Consider the following 19,271-nt stretch of genomic DNA (forward strand, 5'->3'; position numbering starts at 1 on the left):
ATGAAGTTGTTGAAGTAGGAACTAAGAAAGGCGTAGTTACTACAACTGAAGAAGTAGTAGAAAAAGAAGTTATCAAACATGGTAGCTCTACAGTGCAAAATCCAGCTTTACCAAAAGGCACAAGAAACGTAAAAGTTCAAGGTGTAGATGGAGAGAAGGAAGTAACTTATACTGTTACGAAAGCTGATGGCCAAGAAGTTAGCAAGGTTAAGAAGTCAGAAACCGTGACAAAACCAGCAGTTGACGAAGTCATCGAAGAAGGTACTGGTCCAGTCATTACCACTAAGGAAGAAACTAAGACTGAAGAAGTAGACTTCCAAGTCAAAGAAGTTCCAAATCCAGCCCTTCCAGAAGGTGTCCGCAATGTGACAACTTCAGGTAAGAAGGGTGTTCGTACCATTGTTTACACAGTAACCTACGCAGACGGTGTTGAAACAGGTCGTGTAGAGAAATCCAACACTATCACAACTCCAGCAGTTGATGAAGTTGTTGAAGTAGGAACTAAGAAAGCTACTGCTCCAGTTGTTACAACTGAAAACGTGACTGAAACTCAAGTTATTTACCATGGCACTATCACTTTAAGCAATCCAGATCTTCCAAAAGGAACAAAACGGATCAAGATTGCTGGTGTTGATGGTGAAAAGACTGTTGTCTACACAATTACTAAGACAAATGGTGTTGAAACAAGCCGAGTTGTCAGAGACGAACAGATTACGAAAACACCAATCACTCAAGTAGTTGAAATTGGTACTAAGGAATCTGGTAGCAGCCAATCAAATGCTAGTCAAGATCAAAAAGATCCATCAGACAAAGCTCAAGATTCTAAAGGACAAGGTCAAAAGGATTCAACTGGTAAAGTTCAAGATCCTAAAGATCAAGCGAAACCAGGATCAGATGCTGCTACAAGTAGTCAATCAGGTCAAACAGACCGTCCACAACAACCTCAATACTCTAGAGTAAATAGAAACGCAGAAGAGAAGAAGAACCTTCCAAACACTGGTGAACATGCAAATGGCCTTGTGGCTCTATTAGGACTTGTTCTTGCAAGTGTAACGGCCTTCTTTAACTTCCGTCGTAAAAAACACTAAGAATTAGGTTGAAAAAATATAAGGCATTTGTGCTTAATCTCCCGTTGCTTTTCTAAAAACAGGGACCAGCAAATGTTAAATAGAAAAGAGGCTGAGATAATATCTCAGCCTCTTTTTGAATCCTAACGTAATAGTTAGACTCAAAATCTTAGCATTAAAGGGAAAGAAAAAAGCCCGATCTTACGAGCTTTGTGTTCAGATGCTTCCTGATAAATCAGGTTATATAAGGCGGTAGACGGATTTGAACCGACGATCAAGCTTTTGCAGAGCCGTGCCTTACCACTTGGCTATACCGCCTTAACCTTTACTATTTTACCTTAAAAAAGGACTTTCGTCAATACACTTGATTCTAAGAAAATGAAATAATACTGAAAACTAGAAAAATAAATGCTGATAAAATCAAGGTTTTCGAGGAAAAATAAAGCAAAAGAGCTTGTCAAATCCTTGAAATTCTGTTATCATAATAGATGCCGTGCAAATGGCAAAATACTCATTTTAGATGAATTGTGGGACTGTTGCCCTTGGGTTGTCCTGCGAGCTGAAATCTAAAAGAGGAAAAAAACAAAAAGGAGAATTTACTCATGGCAGTAATTTCAATGAAACAACTTCTTGAGGCTGGTGTTCACTTTGGTCACCAAACTCGTCGCTGGAACCCTAAGATGGCTAAGTACATCTTCACAGAGCGTAACGGTATCCACGTTATTGACTTGCAACAAACTGTAAAATATGCAGACCAAGCATATGATTTCATCCGTGATGCAGCTGCAAACGATGCAATCATCTTGTTTGTTGGTACTAAAAAGCAAGCTGCTGAAGCTGTAAAAGATGAAGCAGAACGCGCTGGTCAATACTACATCAACCACCGTTGGTTGGGTGGAACTCTTACAAACTGGTCTACTATCCAAAAACGTGTAGCTCGTTTGAAAGAAATCAAACGTATGGAAGAAGACGGAACTTTCGAAGTTCTTCCTAAGAAAGAAGTAGCTCTTCTTAACAAACAACGTGCACGTCTTGAAAAATTCTTGGGTGGTATCGAAGAAATGCCACGCATCCCAGATGTAATGTACGTGGTTGACCCACATAAAGAGCAAATCGCTGTTAAAGAAGCTAAGAAGCTTGGTATCCCAGTGGTTGCTATGGTTGACACAAACACAGATCCAGACGATATCGATGTAATCATTCCTTCTAACGATGACGCTATCCGCGCTGTTAAATTGATCACTGCGAAAATGGCTGACGCTATTATCGAAGGTCGTCAAGGTGAAGACAGTGTTGAGTCAGTAGAAGCTGAATTGGCTGCAACTGAAACTCAAGCAGACTCAATCGAAGAAATCGTTGAAGTTGTAGAAGGCGACAACGCTTAATTCAAATAATTAGTAATTACCTAGGAGGGCGGGGCTTAGCCCGGCCCTCCTATTTATAAAAAATATAGGAGAATCAAAATGGCAGAAATTACAGCTAAACTTGTTAAAGAGTTGCGTGAAAAATCTGGTGCTGGTGTCATGGACGCTAAGAAAGCCCTAGTTGAAACTGATGGTGACATCGAAAAAGCGATTGAATTGCTTCGCGAAAAAGGTATGGCAAAAGCAGCTAAGAAGGCTGACCGTGTTGCTGCTGAAGGTTTGACAGGTGTTTATGTAAACGGTAATGTTGCAGCAGTAGTTGAAGTAAACGCTGAAACTGACTTCGTTGCAAAAAATGCTCAATTTGTTGACTTGGTAAATGCAACTGCGAAAGTAATCGCTGAAGGCAAACCAGCTAACAACGAAGAAGCACTTGCTTTGACAATGCCTTCAGGTGAAACTCTTGAAGCTGCATACGTATCTGCAACTGCAACTATCGGAGAAAAAATCTCATTCCGTCGCTTTGCTTTGATCGAAAAAACAGATGCACAACACTTCGGTGCTTACCAACATAATGGTGGCCGTATCGGTGTTATCTCCGTTATCGAAGGCGGAGACGAAGCTCTTGCTAAACAAATCTCTATGCTATCGCTGCGATGAAACCAACAGTTCTTTCATACAAAGAATTGGATGAGCAATTTGTTAAAGATGAATTAGCACAATTGAACCATGCTATTGATCAAGATAACGAAAGCCGCGCAATGGTTGGTAAACCAGCTCTTCCGCACTTGAAGTATGGATCAAAAGCTCAATTGACTGATGCAGTTGTTGCTCAAGCTGAAGAAGACATTAAGGCTGAGTTGGCTGCTGAAGGTAAACCTGAAAAGATTTGGGACAAGATCATCCCAGGTAAAATGGATCGCTTCATGCTTGACAACACTAAAGTTGACCAAGCATACACACTTCTTGCACAAGTTTACATCATGGATGACAGCAAGACAGTTGAAGCTTACCTTGAATCAGTAAATGCTTCAGTAGTTGAGTTCGCTCGCTTTGAAGTTGGTGAAGGTATCGAAAAAGCCGCTAACGACTTTGAATCAGAAGTTGCAGCAACAATGGCAGCAGCTCTTGGACAAAACTAAGAATCTACTATCATAAAAAGAACGGGACAAGATTGATTTTTGTCCCGTTTTTATCTTTATAAGCTTAAGCTCTTGTATATATCAAAAGCTTTCTAATGTGCTTTATGCTATTTAGCCACTCTTCTCATCAAGTTACTATGTGAAATCACAGCATCAATAAAAATTAGAAGAATACCAAAAATTAAGAGATGAGTAATTTGAGAATAGGTAAAAGTAATTCTAAACTTCTGAGTGAATAGGATTCCTATCACAGTAGCGAGTGTAATGAGTAGATTAAGAGTCCACTTTGTTTTCTGTTTCATCTTGGCCTGTTCAAATAAGAAGGGGATAAAGAAGCAGGCAACCAATATGGCAATCTGGACATTGACATAATGGGCAGAAAATACTGTGTATAGGAACAAGGTTGAAAGCAACCAAGTGAGCACGTGGCGAGTATAAGTGAACCAATCTAGCGTCATTGGACAATCCTCCTTTTGAGATAATTGTGAATAGGTAAGGTACCTATTCTTTCTGTACATTTCCACCTATATTATAACGCTTTAAAAGTTAATTGCAAGCGGTTACAACTAAGAATTTGCTCTTTTCTAAAGCTTTTTCACTAGTTTGAATTATCAGACCTTTTACCATCCCTTTTCCTTTCAAAATAAGGACTTTTTCGGTATAATATTAGTCAAAGATAGTCAATGTCAAAGATACTTTTGTGAAGCTAGAAATCAGTGTCTAATGTTTAATGAAAGAGCGATTAAAAATAATAAGATTGACTAGAAAGGAAGATCATGAGCGGTAAGAATACGTCAGATAATATCGAAGCCTATATTAAAGCAATTTTAGAGCAGGCAGGTATGGTTGAGTTGAAACGGAGCGAGTTGGCTGATGTCTTCCAGGTCGTTCCCAGTCAAATTAATTATGTGATTAAGACGCGCTTTACTGAAAGCCGGGGCTACGTTGTCGAAAGTAAGCGAGGTGGCGGTGGCTACATTCGAATCGGAAAGGTTGAGTTTTCTGATCGCCATCAGATGATATGTGAGTTGTTCGATCGTATTGGAGAGCAAGTGAGCCAACAGTTCTTTACAGATATTGTTCAACTCTTGTTTGATGAAAGAATTATGTCGGAACGTGAAGGCAACCTTCTTTTAGCCATATCGTCTGATTGTGTTTTAGGAGTAGATGCTCCAATAATTCGCGCTCGTATGTTAAAGAAAGTATTACAGCAACTTGATAGAAAAGGAACTTAAATCGAAATGAAATATTCAAAAGCCTTGATTGTTAGTATAGAAGAAGCCCAGCAACTGGCTAGCCATTTTGAATCTGAATATTTAGAGTCATGGCATCTCTTGATTGCTTTTTCTAATTATCCTTATAGCGTAGCAGGCTCAGTTTTAAATGATTATCCGCTGGAAATCGATCATTTTGAGGATGCTGCTTACCATGTGGTAGGAAAGTCTTATCAGAAGGAAGGGCAATTTAGTATCCTGCCTTTTTCTCATCGTTTGACGACTCTTTTTAAGGAGGCAAAAGCTATAGCCGAAGCTACTCACGCAAAGGAAGTCGGAACTGAACACATCCTATACGCTATCGTCAGCGATAGAGGTACCCTAGCAACTCGTATTTTGGAATTTGTCGGCTTTAGTTATGAAGACAAAGAAGGAGTTTTGCGTATTAATGATTTGCGGAGAAATCTGGAACAAAAGTCTGGTTGGACTAAGAATGATTTAAAAGCCATCCGCAGTCTTCACAAGGGTTTTAACCAAGCCAAGCAAAACATGGCAAACATGATGGGGATGCCACCTACTCAGAGTGGTGGTCTAGAAGATTACACACGAGACTTGACGGAATTAGCTCGTTCAGGTCAGCTAGAGCCTGTTGTTGGCCGAGATCAGGAAATCTCTCGGATGATTCAGGTTCTCAGTCGCAAGACGAAGAATAATCCTGTTTTGGTTGGGGATGCTGGAGTTGGTAAAACTGCTCTAGCTCTCGGTTTGGCCCAGCGTGTAGCTTCTGGTCAAGTTCCGCACGAACTAGCCAAAATGCGGGTTCTAGAGCTTGATTTAATGAATGTAGTGGCAGGGACTCGTTTCCGTGGGGATTTTGAAGAGCGTATGAACAATATCATTGACGATATTGAGAAAGATGGTAAGGTCATCCTCTTTATCGATGAGCTTCATACTATTATGGGGTCTGGTAGCGGTATTGACTCTACGATGGATGCTGCGAATATCCTTAAACCTGCTCTGGCTCGCGGAACACTGCGTACGATAGGAGCTACAACTCAAGAAGAATACCAAAAGCATATTGAAAAAGACGCTGCTCTATCTCGGCGCTTTGCTAAGATCAGTATTGAAGAACCAAGTGTGGCTGACAGCATTGCTATCCTTAAGGGCCTAAAAGAAAATTATGAAGCCCATCATAAGGTAACGATTACAGATCAAGCCATTGAAACAGCAGTAAAATATGCCCACCGTTATTTGACAAGTAAGCATCTGCCTGATTCAGCAATTGATCTGTTAGATGAAGCGAGTGCCACAGTACGTAACAATGGTCCTCAGAGTCATGCACAAGAGGATTTGAGTCCAGCAGATCGAGCAATTATAGCTGGTCAGTTCAATAAACTTAGTCGCTTGATTGAGAAAGAAAATCAACCTCTGTTAAGTAATTTAAGAGTAGAGGGAACAGATATTCTGACAACCCTCAGTCGCCTGTCAGGTATTCCAGTTCAAAAATTGACCCAGACAGATGCTAAGAAGTATTTGCACTTAGAAGAAGAATTGCATAAGCGGGTGATTGGCCAAGATGAAGCTATCTCAGCTATTAGTCGTGCAATCCGTCGCAACCAGTCAGGTATTCGAGCGAATAAGCGACCGATTGGTTCCTTTATGTTCTTGGGGCCGACTGGAGTTGGTAAGACCGAGTTGGCTAAGGCTTTGGCAGAAACCCTCTTTGACGACGAATCAGCTCTCATTCGTTTTGATATGAGTGAATACATGGAGAAGTTTGCTGCTAGCCGTCTCAATGGAGCGCCTCCAGGCTACGTTGGCTATGAAGAAGGAGGCGAATTAACAGAGAAAGTTCGCAACCGACCATATTCCGTCCTCTTATTTGATGAAGTGGAAAAAGCTCATCCGGATATTTTCAATGTCCTTCTGCAGGTTCTAGATGTGGTGTATTAACTGATAGTAAGGGACGAAAGATTGATTTTTCAAATACGATTATTATCATGACCAGTAACCTAGGTGCAACCAGTCTGCGTGATGATAAGACAGTTGGCTTTGGGGCTCGCGACATCCGTTTAGACCATGCAAATATGGAAAAACGAATGTTAGAAGAGCTTAAAAAGGCTTACCGTCCAGAATTTATTAACCGGATTGATGAAAAAGTCGTCTTCCATAGCTTGTCAGCAGACCATATGCAGGAGGTTGTCAAAGTGATGGTTAAACCTCTGGTTGCCAGTCTCGCTGAAAAGAATATCCAACTAAAATTCCAAGCTAGTGCCTTGAAACTACTAGCTAAAGAAGGATATGATGTAGAAATGGGGGCTAGACCTCTTCGTAGAACTCTGCAAACCAAAGTTGAAGATAAATTAGCAGAACTGCTATTGACTGGTGATTTACAAGCTGGTCAGACCTTGAAAGTGGGGGTTAAGGAAGGTCAGTTGAAGTTTGATATAGTATAAAGTCTAAATGAGATCACAATATTTATACTGATCAATTCTAAAAAATACAAGAAAAGCTCTGATATAACAATAGTCAGGGCTTTTTTATTTTTAAGTTTGATATTCGAGTTTAAAAATATTTTTATAAAATTTTATAAAAAACTATTGACAAAACAAAAATATAGTTTATAATAAAAAAATAGAAAAAATAAAAATATAAAAAATAATAAAAAGGTGGAATTATGAAAGAAAAAATTGCAATTGTCTTTGGAACCTTTGCTCCCTTGCATCAGGGGCATATCGATTTGATTCAGAAGGCGAAGCGTTCTTACGACAAGGTGCGCGTGGTGGTTTCTGGTTATCAAGGCGATCGTGGGGAGGAAGTAGGCCTGCCTCTGCAGAAGCGCTTCCGATATACGCGGGAAACTTTCGCAGATGATGAATTAACTCAGGTTTACAAACTGGATGAAACGTCCTTTCCTCGCTATCCTCTGGGTTGGAACCAGTGGTTGCCGGCTTTATTAGAGTTGGTGGGCTATGATGCAGAAGGCGAGGAACTGATTTTCTTTGTCGGAGAATCAGACTATCAAGCGGAGCTGGCAAAGCGTGGTTTTGAAACATGTTTGGAAGAGCGCCATGTTGGGATTTCCGCTACAATGATTCGAGAAAACCCTAGCCATTATTGGAAATATATGGCCCAACCTTTCCGCCGTCACTTTACCAAGAAAGTGCTGATCATGGGTAGTGCCAGCAATGGTAAAACGACCTTGGCCAAAGATTTGGCTCGCTACTATGATGCTCCAGTTAGCCTAGAATATGCTCGAGAATACCAGATCCAAAATAACGTACGAGACGATGAGTTGACACCTAAGGATTACTATTATCTACTTCTGGGACAATACGCTCAGACTTCCCGCTTGATTGACAGCAGCGCCAACCGTGGTCTGGTTGTGGCTGACACGAATTCACTAGTGACCAAGGCTTACTATGATTACTATCTGAAAGAAAGTCCAGTTCAAGACGAGGAAACAGATACCTTTGACAATCTCTTTGTCAGCATCTTGTCCAAGGAAAAATGGGATTTGATTCTCTTTGCTGAGCCAGTCGGGACCTATGTCAACGATGGCTTTCGAGATATGAGCATGGCAGATGAGGCTATACGCAGTGATTTTTCTAGTTATCTGAAAAAGCTGAAAGAACAGTACTTGCCTGATCATCCAACTGCCTATCTAGCTGGCAGTTATCTGGACAATTATGAGATGGCCAAAGAAGCAATCAACAGGATTTATCAAGCAGATTAAAAAAGAAAGTGGTAGAATAGAATGGTAATCAAAAATCAAAAACTCTCTCCTGAAGATCTCTGGACAGGACTGAAACAAAAAAATCAAACCTTTGCTCGGAATTTCCGCAATGTCTATATAGCGGCTAAAAAGCTGGGTATTAAGGGAATTGTAAAATTGCTCTGGCAGGATCTATTTGGCGGCCGTAGCTTGGCTCAATGGCTCTACTTACTTGCTCTTTCTAGCTTGCCTTTCATTCTGGAGTTTACCAGTGGCCAGGTGAAGCATGATTGGCTAGGACTCTTTGCTTCCTGGACAGGCATCGTCTGTGTAATCCTAGTAGCTGAGGGTCGGGCTAGCAACTACCTTTTTGGAGCGGTTAATTCGGCAATTTATCTTATATTGTCCTTCAAGGCTAGTTTTTATGGTGAAGTACTGACAACAATCTACTTCTTTATCATGCAGCCAATCGGCCTTTATACTTGGCTGTCCAACCGGGTTAATGAGCAAGATAAGGAAGAACCTTCTCATTTTGAAGCTAAGAAGTTAGACTGGCGTGGCTGGCTTAAATATCTGGCCTTGACGGCTTTGATTTGGATTGGTATGGGCTTTGCCTATAAGAGCATTCATAGTCACCGGCCTTTCCGCGATAGTGTGACAGATGCGACTAATGGTATCGGTCAGCTTCTCATGACTGGCCTCTACCGCGAGCAGTGGATTTTCTGGATTGCGACCAATCTCTTCAGTATCTATCTCTGGTGGGGTAGCAATCTCCATATCCAGGCCATGTACTGGGTCTATACCCTCAATAGTATCGTCGGGTGGTATCAGTGGACCAAGGCAGTGAAGAAAGCTTAGAGCAAGATTTGGAGGATTTTTGATAGAAAAGGATAAGATACTTATGACCAAACAGGCTATTCCATCTGGTATGACAGAAAAAGAATATTATGAAACAATGGCGGATGAATCCGCCTTTTTGGAATGGTACAAGACTCAGGATTTGCCAAAATATGAGACCCCGAGTGTAACAGCAGATATGGTGGCATACTGCTTCGTGGAAGGTCAGATAAAACTCTTGGTCATCAAGCGCAAGGCCCATCCTTATCAAAATAAATATGCCCTAGTCGGAGGCTTTGTGGACAAAAATGAGGATGCCTATCAAGCCTGCATTCGGGAAGTCAAAGAAGAGGTGGGGCTTGAGATACCGCTGGAAAAGGTGGAACAGCTGATGACGGTTTCTACACCAGGACGTGATCCACGTGGTTGGGTCATTACTATTTCCCACTTGGTTTATCTTCCGGCTATAGCAGTAGATCAAGTACAAGCTGGCGATGATGCTAAAGAAGTCACCTTTCTTGATGTGGACTTTAAGACAAGGAGCTTTAGGGATGGTGAACAGCTTTTGACAGCAGAGGACTTTGCCTTTGACCACTACCAAATCCTGCTAGAATCTATTAAACGGATTCAGGGTCGACTGGACTGGAATCCAACTTTTCTCCATCTGCTGGAATCACCGTTTACTGTCTATGAAGGGACTGAGCTGGTTAATCTCATCTCGCCTAGACGACCTATTGTTAGCAATAATTTTCTAGTTAAATTTGGAGAATATCTAGAAGAAGCTGGCGTCAAGCGCGTGCCAAAGAAGAAGCCGAGAAAAGTTTATCGGCTGAAGACAGAAAAAACGGCTTAAAAGAAAGTCGAGGATATATTTCTCTTGCAGGGCAAAATTGTCCTGTTTTTCTTATTTTAATGCCGAATAGATAAGTAGGAGCAAATTTCTCATGACAAAAGAAGTAGCATGAGAAGCTTGAACTTGCTTGGGTAGAAACTTTTTAAAGAATTTTATATAAATGATTGACAAATAAAAAACATAGTATTACAATTACATTACAAAAAGATTTCTAAATGTTACAAGGAGGCAAAAGATGAAAACACGTACTTATACCAAAATGATGGCAGTTGTAGTTCTAGCTTCTGGTCTGCTTTTAGGGGCATGTGGTAAGAAAGAAGAAAGCACAACAAGTACTAGTTCTAGCAAGACTGTTCAGACTTCCTCTAGCTCAAAAGCTGCGTCATCCAGCAAGGCTAGTTCTTCTTCTAAGGCTAGCAATCGACCTTCTTCAGAAGTAGCAGTTGGCCAGTCTGGACAAGTCGAAGCTTCTGCCAGTCAGCAACAGTCTACTGTAGAAGCGCCTCAAGCCCAACAAACGCAAACGCAGCAAGCTTCAGGTCGACAAAATACTCAGAGTCAAGCAACTCAACCAGCTCAAGCATCGGAAAGCAATCGCCAGCTTCAGAATAAGCAGGCAGCCAGCAATGCTCGCTATAAAGGTGTCTTGACTATGGTGGATGGAGATTTCTCAGCGGCTGCTGGTACTTGGAAGGATGCCAATGGAAATACTGTGACTGTATCAGGCAACGGCCAATTCACAGTCCAGTCTGCAGATGGAAAGACAGCTAATTATTCCATCGCTTCCTACTCTTATACGCTGGATGATGGCAAATACAATGCTCAGTTAAGCGGGCCAGGCAATGCCAATCTGCAGATTACAATAGGAGCAGATGGTTCAGTAACAAGTGTTGTGGTGACTCAACCCTAAACAGAACAAAAAGGAAGTCCGATTGGCTTCCTTTTGTTTTATTTTTGAATTTGCAAGAGCTCTTCAATTTCAGCAAGGGTGTTTGCTTGAGAAATCGCACCTCGTAGTTTAGCAGCTCCGGATGTTCCACGCAGGTAGTGTGGAGCTAGGCCTCGGAATTCTCGAACGGCAATATGTTCCCCTTTGAGATCAATCAAACGTTTAAGGTGGTCGTGGGCAATTTTCATTTTATCTTCAAAGGTCAAGTCCGGAAGGATTTCACCCGTTTCAAAGTAGTGGTTGATCTGATTGAAGAGGTAAGGATTACCCATAGCAGCTCGACCTATCATAACGGCATCAGCTCCGACTTCTTCGATACGTTGTTTAGCCTCTTGAACGCTACGAATGTCTCCGTTTGCAATAAAGGGAATCTTGGTAAGGGCTTGCGCAACGTCGTGCAAAGTTTCAAGATCAGCATGGCCTGTATACATTTGCTCACGGGTGCGACCGTGCATAGCCAGGGCTGAGACTCCAGCGGCTTCAGCTGCTAGAGCATTTTCTACGGCTAGCGAGCTGTCAGACCAGCCAGTCCGCATCTTGACTGTCAGGGGAATATCTAGCACTGACTGTACTTTGTTGATGATTTTATAGATTTTCTCGGGATCCTTAAGCCACATGGCTCCAGCTTCATTTTTGACGATTTTATTGACCGGGCAGCCCATATTGATATCAACGATGTCCGTTTTAGTGTTTTCTTGGATAAATTCTGCTGCGCGGGCTAAGCTATCTTCGTCACTACCGAAAAGTTGGATAGAGACTGGATTTTCTCCCTCGTCAATGTGGAGCATGTGGAGGGTTTTTTCGTTGTTATACTGGATGCCCTTGTCAGAGACCATTTCCATGACGACCAGGCCCGCTCCCAGCTCTTTGGCAATGGTTCGGAAAGCAGAATTGGTTACGCCGGCCATAGGTGCCAGAACAGTGCGGTTGGGAATTTCGACATTTCCGATCATAAAAGGGGTATTAAGATTTGTCACGAATCAGTTCCTCCAGGTCATTTTGGTCAAAGTGATAGGCTGTCTGGCAGAATTGGCAGACGATTTCAGCACCTTGATCTTGGTCACGCATCTCTTCCAAGTCAGCCTTTGGCAGGGTAGCCAAGGCATTCATGAAGCGTTCTTTGCTACAGTCGCACTGGAAGCGGATTTCTTCTTCAGACAGGCGTTTGTATGGCTCATCACCATAGATGGCAGCCAGCAGAGCTTCGATATGGTCATCGGATTCCAGCAGTTTTGATATGGCAGGCATTTCTTGGATTCGCTTCTCAAAGCGGGCAATTTCAGCTTCTTTAGCACCAGGCAGAACTTGTACCAAGAAACCACCGGCAACCTTGACTTTGTCGTTCTCATCTAAGAGAACATTGAGACCAACAGCGGAAGGTGTTTGCTGGCTTTCAGTTAGGTAGAAAGCTAGGTCTTCGCCGATTTCTCCAGAGATGAGAGGAGTCATGGAGTTGTATGGATTGCCCGTACCGTAGTCCGTGATAACGAGGAATTCGCCTTGGCCAACAAAAGGACCAACCTGTACTTCGCCAGTAGCTGTCTTTTTGATATCTACACCGGGATTCTGTACATAACCTTTGACATTACCCTCTGTATCTGCCACTGTGATAATCGCGCCTAGTGAGCTGGTTCCGAGAACCTTGACGGTAATCTTGGTCTGGCCTTTTTCATTTGCAGCCAAAATCTGGCTGGCAATCAGTGTGCGGCCAAGTGCAACAGTAGAACTGGCTTGAGTTTGATGTTTTTCTTGAGCGGTCCGAACCGTCTCTGTGCTATCCAGCACATAAGCACGGAAAGAGCCATTTTCTGAGATAGTTTTGATAATTTTGTCCATACCTTTTATTTTAACACAAAATAGAGAAAGGGGCGCAGGCTTGCGCTTGTTTTTTCAAGTTTGTGAAGAGGGCTTAAAGAAATTTTAAACTTGTAGTAGCAATCAAGCTTAATTCTTTTAGGTTATCATCTTAAACTTTACCTCGGTTACAAAACAAAAAACGCAGGGACATCTTCTGCGTTTTCTTATTTTACAGGTCCATTTCTGGGAAAAGTTTGGCCAGTATTTTAGGGGTGATGCTTTGTCCCGGCCCCTCAGCACAATAGGTGTGCATATACATAGAGGGGTTGAAATTGAGCTCGATGCAGGTGCAGTTAGGATTTTCCTTGGTAGAAATAGCAGAGCTGTCAGGAATAATCAGGTCAACGCCACAGGCCCAAGCTCCCATAGCTCGTGCCATGTTCGCAGCAAGTTCCTTATAAGATGGGTGCATGCTGTCTGTGACGTCAATCGAGTCTCCGCCGGTAGAAATATTGGAATTGCGTCGCAAGTCAACCTTGACTCCAGCAGGCAGGATATCATCTGGTCCATAGCCTTGCTGGTCCAGCATGAGCAGTTCAATGTCCCCCAGTTCAATGATTTCAAGCGGTGATCGATGATCCCGACCCCGTAGCGGATTGTCGTTTTTGATGGCAACCAATTCTCTCAAGGTATGCTGACCGTCTCCGACGACATTGGCTGCTACTCGCAAGAGGACTGCCTCACACTGACCGTCTAAGACAAAGAAGCGGTACTCCGTTCCAGCGATAAATTCTTCCACTAAGACAGCAGCGTCTTCTGAAAAAGCGATTTCCAAAGCCTTGCGATAAGCTTCCAGACTAGCTGGTTCTTGGAAGATGGAGATGCCTAGTCCGAAGTTAGTTGACTTTGGTTTGACAACAATTTGTCGGTCCTTAATCAAAGGGTAATAGGCCAGTCCATCCTCTAGGGAAGAAAATTCTGCTCCAGCTGGAACGGGAAAGTCAGCTGCAGCCAAAATCTTTTTGGTGACGGTTTTATTGGCCATGGCCAGAGGGATGACATAGTTATCCTTGGAGGTCATATTGCCGTTCTTGACATATTCCACATGGCGACCATGCCAAAGCTTGAGAAATTGGTCATTTTCATCTAAAATTTCGACATTAAGCCCCTTTTGGATAGCATCAAAGAGTAGCATTTGAGTAGATAATTCCATATTCTCGTAGCCTTTGAGGGCATAAGGAGCCGACCAAGCATAGTGGTGATACTCCTCTGCTTTTTCTAATCCAAAGTCCATTAAGGAATCCTGCTGGATATGAGGCAGGAGCTGACCAGATAGGGTTAGCTGAGGATTCAGAAGTGATTCTTTAAGCTGCTCAAGCAAGCTTTGGTAGTAAGTTGGCAGTTCAAAATGCTGGATGAGTTCTTCCATGGCTTGGAGCAGTGTTGAGCTGTCTGCCTCATCTGGCAGGGCAGTCAGCGGATGGCTACAAGCAATCTTTTGGTTCAAGTCGTGGGCAGTTTTTAATGCTGCATCCACATTTTCTACATCATCTAGCCAGAGCAGGCTCAGTAAAAAGAGATGGACGGTATCTAAGGTTTCTTGGCTAATACCTAAATGGTCAAAAGGATTGAGATCGAAGCAGCGGAATTCTAGATAAGTGATACCTTGCTCCAGATAGGCACGATTGTGCTTCTGTCCACGGAAGCGAACGGCTGAGTAAAATTCTTTTTCAGCGCTGAGCTCGCCTGACTGAACGTAGTTTTCAATATCGGTTACATATTGCTCCAAAGAAGCGTAGGACACTTGAATATTTTCGTCATTGACATAGCCATAGTCGCTGTTACGAAAAGAGCGGATAGGCTGGGAAATTTCCTGACTGTAGAAGCCAGTTTCTGCCAAAGGTGCAGCACCGTAGAGATAGGTTAAGATCCAGCGGAAACGCAGAAAGTTTCGAGCCAGCTTGAGATAGAGGCCGTTTTTAAAATCCTTAAGTGATTGATAGGAGCTGACTTGAAAGAGAGCAGTGACTAGATCTTTCCCTAGCTCCATGTTGTAGTGGATACCAGAGATAGCCTGTAGTTTTTTGCCATATTTTTCCGCCAAGCCCTCTCGGTAGTGGCGCTCATAGTCGTTTTCCAGACAAGCAATGACAATCTCCTCTTCAGTCAGCTGCGGTGGCATGGACAGAGGCCAGAGGCGCTCGTTCTGATCAATCGAGCGGGCCGCCACGTCACTAATAGCCCCCAGTAAGCGCCTAGCTTCCTTAGTCGAGTGAGCAATAGGTGTTATTAGTTCTAGTTGTTGCTCGCTGAAGTCTGTTTGGATGCTTGGGTGGAAATTCCTTGAACCGAGTTGACTTGGATGGGCAGTTTGGGCTAAGTGTCCATCCAAGTCAACTCGGAGATTTTCCCTCTCTAGACCAAAGGTCGCTTGAAGAATAGGGCTTGATGTATCCAGTTTCTGCAGTAATTGATTAATCGTCATCGTTTCACCGTCCTATGATAGTAATTTTAGTCTATTACAAACGGAAAAAGAAAACAAATTTCTACTACGATTTTAATAAAAATCCGAACTTTTATTTAAAATAAACTAATTAATATCAGAAAAAACAGATTTTGTGAAAAACTAATTCATTTCCAAAAGTTAAAATCCAAATGAAATCCCTATCTCTTCTTGAAAAATGGCAATAAATTTCTTATAATAAAGTGTAAGATATACCAGCAGGTGAGATTCCTGCCTTGTATGTAAGAAAGGACGAGCTGTCTCAGCTCAGACAAAATTATGACATCAGTAGTTGTTGTAGGAACCCAGTGGGGAGATGAAGGGAAAGGAAAGATCACAGACTTCCTTTCTGCTAATGCCGAAGTGATTGCTCGTTATCAAGGTGGTGACAATGCTGGTCATACCATCGTGATTGACGGTAAGAAGTACAAACTGCACTTGATTCCATCAGGGATTTTCTTCCCAGAAAAAATCTCAGTCATTGGAAACGGGATGGTGGTTAATCCTAAATCTCTAGTTAAAGAACTGAATTATTTACATGAAGAAGGTGTGACAACGGATAATCTTCGTATCTCAGACCGGGCTCATGTTATCTTACCTTATCATATTGAGCTGGATCGCCTGCAGGAAGAGGCCAAAGGTGACAATAAAATTGGAACTACTATTAAAGGAATTGGACCTGCTTATATGGATAAGGCTGCGCGTGTTGGTATCCGGATTGCAGATCTCTTAGATAGAGACATTTTCAGGGAACGCTTGGAGCGTAATTTAGCTGAGAAAAATCGCCTCTTTGAGAGATTGTACGATAGCACAGCAATTAACTTTGATGATATTTTTGAAGAATACTATGAATATGGGCAACAAATCAAGCAGTATGTGACAGACACCTCTGTCATCTTAAACGATGCGCTGGATCAAGGCAAGCGAGTGCTCTTTGAAGGGGCTCAAGGAGTTATGCTAGATATTGACCAAGGAACTTATCCATTTGTAACCTCCTCTAATCCTGTTGCTGGCGGTGTAACGATCGGTTCTGGTGTGGGTCCTAGCAAGATTGACAAAGTAGTGGGTGTTTGTAAAGCCTATACAAGTCGTGTTGGTGATGGGCCATTCCCGACAGAGCTTTTCGATGAAGTAGGAGACCGCATACGTGAAGTCGGCCATGAGTATGGTACAACAACAGGCCGTCCGCGTCGAGTTGGTTGGTTTGACTCTGTTGTTATGCGCCATAGTCGCCGAGTATCAGGGATCACCAATCTTTCACTTAACTCCATCGATGTTTTGAGTGGTCTGGATACAGTCAAGATCTGTGTAGCCTATGATTTGGATGGCCAAAGAATCGACCACTATCCAGCTAGTTTGGAACAGCTTAAACGTTGTAAGCCGATTTACGAAGAGCTTCCTGGATGGTCTGAAGATATTACTGGCGTTCGTAAGTTAGAAGATCTTCCAGAAAATGCTCGCAACTATGTTCGGCGAGTAAGTGAGTTGGTTGGTGTACGTATTTCCACCTTCTCAGTTGGACCTGACCGCGACCAAACTAATATTTTGGAAAGTGTCTGGTCAAGTTTATAATTGATGAAAGAGGCTGGGAAAATTTCCCGCCTTTTTAAAAAAGAAAAGGGAAAAACATGTATCAAAATATCTTATTTGATTTAGATGGGACTTTGACCAACTCTGAGTTAGGAATAACTAATTCTGTGGCTTATGCTTTAGAGAAATTTGGTATCGAAGTGCAAGATAAAAAAGAATTAAGAGTTTTCATCGGTCCACCACTGAAGTATTCTTTTGAACACTTTTATGGTTTTTCAGAGGAAGAAAGTATACAAGCTGTGGCTTATTATCGTGAATATTTTTCTGAAAAAGGCCTCTATGAAAATGAAGTTTATAAAGGGATTCGGGAAATATTGTCTTCTCTCAAACAAGCTGATAAGAAATTGATAGTGGCAACCTCTAAGCCTGAAAAATTTTCAACTCAAATTCTTAAACATTTTGATCTGTATGACTATTTTGACTTTGTAGCAGGAGCTACTATGGATGGTAGTAGAAGCAAAAAAGCAGATGTTATTGGTTATGCTTTAGAAAAAACGAAAATTAAAAATCTCTCCGAAACAATTATGGTCGGTGATCGTGAGCATGATATTATAGGGGCTCAAATACAAAAGATTGAGTCTATCGGGGTTCTTTACGGCTTTGGTACAAAAGAAGAATTAGAAAAAGCGGGAGCGACGTTTATTGTTAAAGACGTCTGTGAACTGGAAAATTTATTACTTTTTAAAAAAAGCTTAAGGATATTTTAAGTTAAAGACCTTATACTGTAATCATAAACAAAGATCTCCTAACTTTGTTTAGAAATCCTAAAACTTTTCTTTTTCATAATAATCTCCCAAAAACCACCTTGAAAGGTGGTTTTCTTTTGTACTAAAACGAGAAAAATCTCAAAAATGTCAAGCTTTCTTCTATAAAATAAACAACAAAATGGATAGAAAACATTTTCATTAAAAATAGTTAAAAAAATCTCTCAAATCCCTTGCAATGCATGCATCTTTGTGTTAAGATACTATGGTGCTGTAAAAATACAGCGTGTAGCTTTGATGCAAGAGGTTGCGACACGCTCGGTTGCATTGCCACGCAACCGCCTGTCGGTTTTCTTGTGGAGCTAGCCTATTATCTTAAATAGACGAAAAGGAGAAAAAGATGGCAAACAAAAAAATCCGCATCCGTTTGAAAGCATACGAACATCGTACACTTGACACAGCGGCTGCAAAAATCGTAGAAACTGCTACTCGTACAGGTGCTGAAGTTGCGGGTCCAATCCCACTTCCAACTGAACGTAGCCTCTACACAATCATTCGTGCGACTCACAAATATAAAGACTCTCGCGAACAATTCGAAATGCGTACTCACAAACGCTTGATCGACATCATCAACCCAACTCAAAAAACAGTTGACGCTTTGATGAAATTGGATCTTCCAAGTGGTGTGAACGTAGAGATTAAACTTTAATCTAAATAGCACAATCGAACACAGGCTAAACTCTTTGCAAAAAAGATAGATTGCCTTGCGAGCGTCGCTCGCTGCATCAATCTCCTATTTTTGCTGCGAGTTCTTAACGCCTTTTGTATCTTGTGTTTGAGCATAAAAAACGCTCGTTAAAAACTTTTTGAAAAAATAATAGAAAAGGAAACATTTTCTCATGACAAAAGGAATCTTAGGGAAAAAAGTGGGAATGACTCAAATCTTCACTGAAGCTGGCGAATTAATCCCTGTAACTGTTATTGAAGCAACTCCAAACGTTGTTCTTCAAGTTAAAACAGTTGAAACAGATGGTTACAACGCAGTTCAAGTTGGTTTCGACGATCTTCGCGACGTATTGAGTAACAAACCTGCTAAAGGACATGTAGCAAAAGCTAACACGGCTCCTAAGCGCTTCATTCGTGAATTCAAAAACATTGAAGGCTTAGAAGTTGGTGCTGAAATCACTGTTGACACTTTCGCAGCCGGCGATGTTGTTGATGTAACAGGAACTTCAAAAGGTAAAGGTTTCCAAGGTGTTATCAAACGCCACGGTCAATCTCGTGGTCCAATGGCTCACGGTTCTCGTTACCACCGTCGTCCTGGTTCAATGGGACCAGTTGCGCCTAACCGTGTTTTCAAAAACAAACACTTGGCTGGACGTATGGGTGGCAACCGTGTGACAATTCAAAACCTTGAAATTGCACAAGTTGTTCCAGAGAAAAACGTTATCCTTATCAAAGGAAACGTACCTGGTGCTAAGAAATCTCTTATCACTATCAAGTCAGCAGTTAAAGCTGGTAAATAATAAAGAAAGG

15 protein-coding genes, 1 tRNA gene and 2 pseudogenes are annotated in these 19,271 nt (G+C 41.9%); 13 read left to right on the forward strand and 5 right to left on the reverse strand.

The genetic code is table 11. The annotated features are described in order from the left end of the window. Window positions 1–1,088 (forward strand): G5 domain-containing protein (locus tag HMPREF3108_RS03140; protein ID WP_141738448.1); only part of this gene is annotated, 1,088 nt, incomplete at its 5' end. Between the two features lie 226 nt (window positions 1,089–1,314). On the opposite strand, the gene HMPREF3108_RS03145 is transcribed toward HMPREF3108_RS03140, so the two are convergent. Further along, window positions 1,315–1,385 (reverse strand) — tRNA-Cys (locus HMPREF3108_RS03145). Window positions 1,386–1,669: 284 nt separating this feature from the next. Here HMPREF3108_RS03145 and rpsB point away from each other — a divergent pair. Both rpsB and tsf read left to right on the forward strand, forming a co-directional pair. Beyond that, window positions 1,670–2,452 carry a 30S ribosomal protein S2 gene (rpsB, locus tag HMPREF3108_RS03150; protein ID WP_008809924.1) on the forward strand — a complete coding sequence of 261 codons (783 nt, stop codon included), beginning with the start codon at window positions 1,670–1,672 and terminating at the stop codon, window positions 2,450–2,452. 78 nt (window positions 2,453–2,530) lie between these two features. After that, a pseudogene (gene tsf, locus HMPREF3108_RS03155) lies at window positions 2,531–3,573 on the forward strand (translation elongation factor Ts). 107 nt (window positions 3,574–3,680) lie between these two features. Here the strand turns inward: tsf and HMPREF3108_RS03160 are convergent. Further along, window positions 3,681–4,031: a hypothetical protein gene (locus tag HMPREF3108_RS03160; protein ID WP_048779322.1), complete on the reverse strand. Its 351-nt coding sequence runs from the start codon at window positions 4,029–4,031 to the stop codon at window positions 3,681–3,683. Window positions 4,032–4,349: 318 nt separating this feature from the next. Between HMPREF3108_RS03160 and HMPREF3108_RS03165 the strand changes: the two genes are divergently transcribed. The 6 genes and pseudogenes from HMPREF3108_RS03165 to HMPREF3108_RS03190 all read left to right on the forward strand — a co-directional run bounded on the left by HMPREF3108_RS03165 (window position 4,350) and on the right by HMPREF3108_RS03190 (window position 11,102). Continuing rightward, entirely contained in the window at window positions 4,350–4,808 is a 459-nt protein-coding gene (locus HMPREF3108_RS03165) for a CtsR family transcriptional regulator (RefSeq protein WP_048779324.1), read from the forward strand. Between the two features lie 6 nt (window positions 4,809–4,814). After that, window positions 4,815–7,243 (forward strand): annotated as a pseudogene (locus tag HMPREF3108_RS03170) (ATP-dependent Clp protease ATP-binding subunit). 221 nt (window positions 7,244–7,464) lie between these two features. Further along, on the forward strand, window positions 7,465–8,523 hold the full coding sequence (locus HMPREF3108_RS03175) for an AAA family ATPase (RefSeq protein ID WP_061599161.1): 1,059 nt from the start codon (window positions 7,465–7,467) through the stop codon (window positions 8,521–8,523). A gap of 21 nt (window positions 8,524–8,544) precedes the next feature. Continuing rightward, complete coding sequence (gene pnuC, locus HMPREF3108_RS03180) at window positions 8,545–9,360, forward strand: nicotinamide riboside transporter PnuC (protein WP_061599163.1); 816 nt, start codon at window positions 8,545–8,547, stop codon at window positions 9,358–9,360. Window positions 9,361–9,403: 43 nt separating this feature from the next. After that, window positions 9,404–10,192, forward strand: a complete 789-nt coding sequence (locus HMPREF3108_RS03185) for an NUDIX domain-containing protein (protein ID WP_061582816.1) — start codon at window positions 9,404–9,406, stop codon at window positions 10,190–10,192. A gap of 235 nt (window positions 10,193–10,427) precedes the next feature. Next, window positions 10,428–11,102 (forward strand): DUF6287 domain-containing protein, encoded by a 675-nt coding sequence (locus HMPREF3108_RS03190; protein WP_061599165.1) that lies wholly within the window; start codon window positions 10,428–10,430, stop codon window positions 11,100–11,102. A 38-nt stretch (window positions 11,103–11,140) separates the two neighbouring features. Here the strand turns inward: HMPREF3108_RS03190 and dusB are convergent, their stop codons facing one another. The 3 genes from dusB to gshAB form a co-directional block, all read right to left on the reverse strand. Further along, entirely contained in the window at window positions 11,141–12,118 is a 978-nt protein-coding gene (gene dusB / locus HMPREF3108_RS03195) for a tRNA dihydrouridine synthase DusB (RefSeq protein ID WP_008809915.1), read from the reverse strand. Continuing rightward, window positions 12,105–12,977, reverse strand: coding sequence for an Hsp33 family molecular chaperone HslO (hslO, locus tag HMPREF3108_RS03200; RefSeq protein WP_070493292.1), 873 nt, complete (start codon window positions 12,975–12,977; stop codon window positions 12,105–12,107). Before hslO ends, dusB begins: the two co-directional genes overlap by 14 nt. A 190-nt stretch (window positions 12,978–13,167) precedes the next feature. Next, window positions 13,168–15,423, reverse strand: a complete 2,256-nt coding sequence (gene gshAB / locus HMPREF3108_RS03205) for a bifunctional glutamate--cysteine ligase GshA/glutathione synthetase GshB (RefSeq protein WP_070493295.1) — start codon at window positions 15,421–15,423, stop codon at window positions 13,168–13,170. Between the two features lie 297 nt (window positions 15,424–15,720). On the opposite strand from gshAB, the gene HMPREF3108_RS03210 reads away from it, so the two are divergent. The 4 genes from HMPREF3108_RS03210 (at window position 15,721) to rplC (ending at window position 19,261) form a co-directional block, all read left to right on the forward strand. Next, a complete protein-coding gene (locus tag HMPREF3108_RS03210) occupies window positions 15,721–17,013 on the forward strand; it encodes an adenylosuccinate synthase (protein ID WP_008809912.1) in 1,293 nt (430 codons plus the stop codon). Between the two features lie 56 nt (window positions 17,014–17,069). Then, a complete protein-coding gene (locus tag HMPREF3108_RS03215) occupies window positions 17,070–17,738 on the forward strand; it encodes an HAD family hydrolase (protein ID WP_008809911.1) in 669 nt (222 codons plus the stop codon). Between the two features lie 397 nt (window positions 17,739–18,135). Then, the gene (gene rpsJ / locus HMPREF3108_RS03220) at window positions 18,136–18,444 is read left to right on the forward strand and encodes a 30S ribosomal protein S10 (RefSeq protein ID WP_002894478.1); all 309 of its coding nucleotides are present in this window, start codon (window positions 18,136–18,138) and stop codon (window positions 18,442–18,444) included. Window positions 18,445–18,634: 190 nt separating this feature from the next. Next, on the forward strand, window positions 18,635–19,261 hold the full coding sequence (gene rplC, locus HMPREF3108_RS03225; protein WP_008809910.1) for a 50S ribosomal protein L3: 627 nt from the start codon (window positions 18,635–18,637) through the stop codon (window positions 19,259–19,261). Window positions 19,262–19,271 lie beyond the last annotated feature (10 nt).

The organism is Streptococcus sp. HMSC10A01, from assembly GCF_001807785.1.
GTDB lineage: Bacteria > Bacillota > Bacilli > Lactobacillales > Streptococcaceae > Streptococcus > Streptococcus gordonii.

What these genes read in the sequence shown, in the direction of transcription:
- HMPREF3108_RS03190 (WP_061599165.1), top strand. Translation starts at nt 10,428, where the DNA reads ATGAAAACACGTACTTATACCAAAATGATGGCAGTTGTAGTTCTAGCT.
- rpsB (WP_008809924.1), top strand. Translation starts at nt 1,670, where the DNA reads ATGGCAGTAATTTCAATGAAACAACTTCTTGAGGCTGGTGTTCACTTT.
- rpsJ (WP_002894478.1), top strand. Translation starts at nt 18,136, where the DNA reads ATGGCAAACAAAAAAATCCGCATCCGTTTGAAAGCATACGAACATCGT.
- HMPREF3108_RS03215 (WP_008809911.1), top strand. Translation starts at nt 17,070, where the DNA reads ATGTATCAAAATATCTTATTTGATTTAGATGGGACTTTGACCAACTCT.
- pnuC (WP_061599163.1), top strand. Translation starts at nt 8,545, where the DNA reads ATGGTAATCAAAAATCAAAAACTCTCTCCTGAAGATCTCTGGACAGGA.
- HMPREF3108_RS03210 (WP_008809912.1), top strand. Translation starts at nt 15,721, where the DNA reads ATGACATCAGTAGTTGTTGTAGGAACCCAGTGGGGAGATGAAGGGAAA.
- rplC (WP_008809910.1), top strand. Translation starts at nt 18,635, where the DNA reads ATGACAAAAGGAATCTTAGGGAAAAAAGTGGGAATGACTCAAATCTTC.
- gshAB (WP_070493295.1), bottom strand. Translation starts at nt 15,423, where the DNA reads ATGACGATTAATCAATTACTGCAGAAACTGGATACATCAAGCCCTATT.
- HMPREF3108_RS03185 (WP_061582816.1), top strand. Translation starts at nt 9,404, where the DNA reads ATGACCAAACAGGCTATTCCATCTGGTATGACAGAAAAAGAATATTAT.
- HMPREF3108_RS03160 (WP_048779322.1), bottom strand. Translation starts at nt 4,031, where the DNA reads ATGACGCTAGATTGGTTCACTTATACTCGCCACGTGCTCACTTGGTTG.
- HMPREF3108_RS03165 (WP_048779324.1), top strand. Translation starts at nt 4,350, where the DNA reads ATGAGCGGTAAGAATACGTCAGATAATATCGAAGCCTATATTAAAGCA.
- hslO (WP_070493292.1), bottom strand. Translation starts at nt 12,977, where the DNA reads ATGGACAAAATTATCAAAACTATCTCAGAAAATGGCTCTTTCCGTGCT.
- HMPREF3108_RS03175 (WP_061599161.1), top strand. Translation starts at nt 7,465, where the DNA reads ATGAAAGAAAAAATTGCAATTGTCTTTGGAACCTTTGCTCCCTTGCAT.